General features: G+C 53.0%; 2 protein-coding genes. Both read left to right on the top strand.

Annotated features, from left to right (window positions below; genetic code table 11):
* The first annotated feature begins 128 nt into the window (after positions 1 to 128).
* On the top strand, positions 129 to 971 hold the full coding sequence (estX, locus tag PSF42_RS20640) for an alpha/beta fold putative hydrolase EstX (protein ID WP_001456218.1): 843 nt from the start codon (positions 129 to 131) through the stop codon (positions 969 to 971).
* Between the two features lie 95 nt (positions 972 to 1,066).
* Positions 1,067 to 1,675: an HAD family hydrolase gene (locus PSF42_RS20635; protein ID WP_000050382.1), complete on the top strand. Its 609-nt coding sequence runs from the start codon at positions 1,067 to 1,069 to the stop codon at positions 1,673 to 1,675.
* Positions 1,676 to 1,784: the final 109 nt, after the last annotated feature.

The raw sequence follows: 1,784 nt of genomic DNA, 5'->3' as shown, positions 1-1,784 counted from the left end.
GAGCATCCAAGCAGCAAGCGCGTTACGCCGTGGGTCGATGTTTGATGTTATGGAGCAGCAACGATGTTACGCAGCAGGGCAGTCGCCCTAAAACAAAGTTGTACGTAGAACTCGAAGGCAATTTAAGTATGAAAGAAAAGGTAGTTGTTGATAAAGCGATTTCACTCTATACCGAATCATTCGGCGACCCGGCCCATGAACCCATTATTCTGATCATGGGGGCAATGTCGTCTGCGGTGTGGTGGCCTGATGAGTTTTGTTCCCAACTTGCCAAAATGGGTCGCTATGTGATCCGGTACGACCACCGTGATACCGGGAAATCAACAAGCTATGAGCCAGGTCAGGCTCCATATTCCGTTGAAGAATTAGCAGATGATGTGGTTCGCGTCATTGATGGTTATGGTCTGGAAGCTGCTCATTTAGTCGGCATGTCTTTGGGGGGATTTCTTTCCCAGCTTGTAGCTCTCAAGTATCCGAAACGTGTGAAGAGCTTGACGCTGATTGCTTCAGAACGGCTTGCAGATGCAGATCCGGATATGCCCGCTTTTGATCCTGCCATCATTGAGTATCACCAACGGGCGGAATCGCTGGATTGGTCTGATAGAGATGCTGTCGTCGCGTATCAGGTCGGAGCGTGGCGAATCAACTCAGGTACTGCGCATGCTTTTGACGCTGAGAAGATACAAAACATCGCTGAGTTAAATTTTGATCGCACTCCGAATATCCTGACAACATTCAACCACACTACTTTAGGTGGTGGCGAGAGATGGCTCGGGAGATTAAATGAGATAGCTGTACCAACTTTGATCATTCACGGCACGGAGGATCCTGTACTTCCTTATGTGCATGGGTTGGCACTGAAAGATGCGATTCGTGGTTCAAAAATGCTGACACTCGAAGGCACGGGACATGAGTTGCATCATGAAGACTGGCCGAGGATTATCCAGGCGATTAAGGGGCAAACGTCATAGCTATCGGTTGCACCGTACAACAAGTTGCTGCACCGGAAAAATTACTCGCTGCGCTCGCAATTTTCCGGTGAGCAAGGCGTTAGCGCCCACAACGCATGTCTCTCGCACTCTTTGACTTCGATGGCACAATTACCACTCGCGAGACGATGCCGGATTTTGTGCGGCGGTCCGTGAGCCGACGTCGACTGCTTGTGGGACAACTGCTTCTGGCGCCGCTCGTGCTTGGGTATAAGATTGGGATCTTGTCTGGCACCCTGATCCGTCGCGTCATCGTTCGCTTCGCTTACAGCGGCATCCCGGCCTCGGTCCTGGAGGCCCAAGGTCGTGACTTCGCTCAGAGCTACCTGCCCAATACCCTCCGCGGCGAGGCAATGCAGCGCATCGCATGGCACAAAGCGCAGGGGCACAAGGTTGTCGTTGTTTCCGGCGGACTTGAGGCTTACTTGGAGCCGTGGTGCGACTCGCACGGCGTTGAGCTCATCTGTTCTTCCTTGCAACAGTCGGACGGAATCCTAACGGGCCGCTATGAAGGGCGGCAGTGCGTCTTGACGGAGAAGGCTCGCTTGGTCCGTGAGCGCTACGACCTGGCGACATATCCGACCATCTACGCGTACGGAGACACGCCGGAGGACCTGGATATGCTGGCCATTGCTACTAAGCAGTACTATCAGTGGCAAGAGGTTGGCGTCGCAGGTGGGCGCTAACAAGTCATTCAAGCCGACGCCGCTTCGCGGCGCGGCTTAATTCTGGTGTTAGACATCATGAGGGTAGCGGTGACCATCGAAATTTCGAACCAACTATCAGAGGTGCTAA

The organism is Providencia sp. PROV032, assembly GCF_028484875.1.
Taxonomy (GTDB): domain Bacteria; phylum Pseudomonadota; class Gammaproteobacteria; order Enterobacterales; family Enterobacteriaceae; genus Providencia; species Providencia rettgeri_E.
The sequence above is the reverse complement of the archived record's forward strand: the minus strand, read 5'-3'. Positions and strand labels throughout refer to the sequence as shown.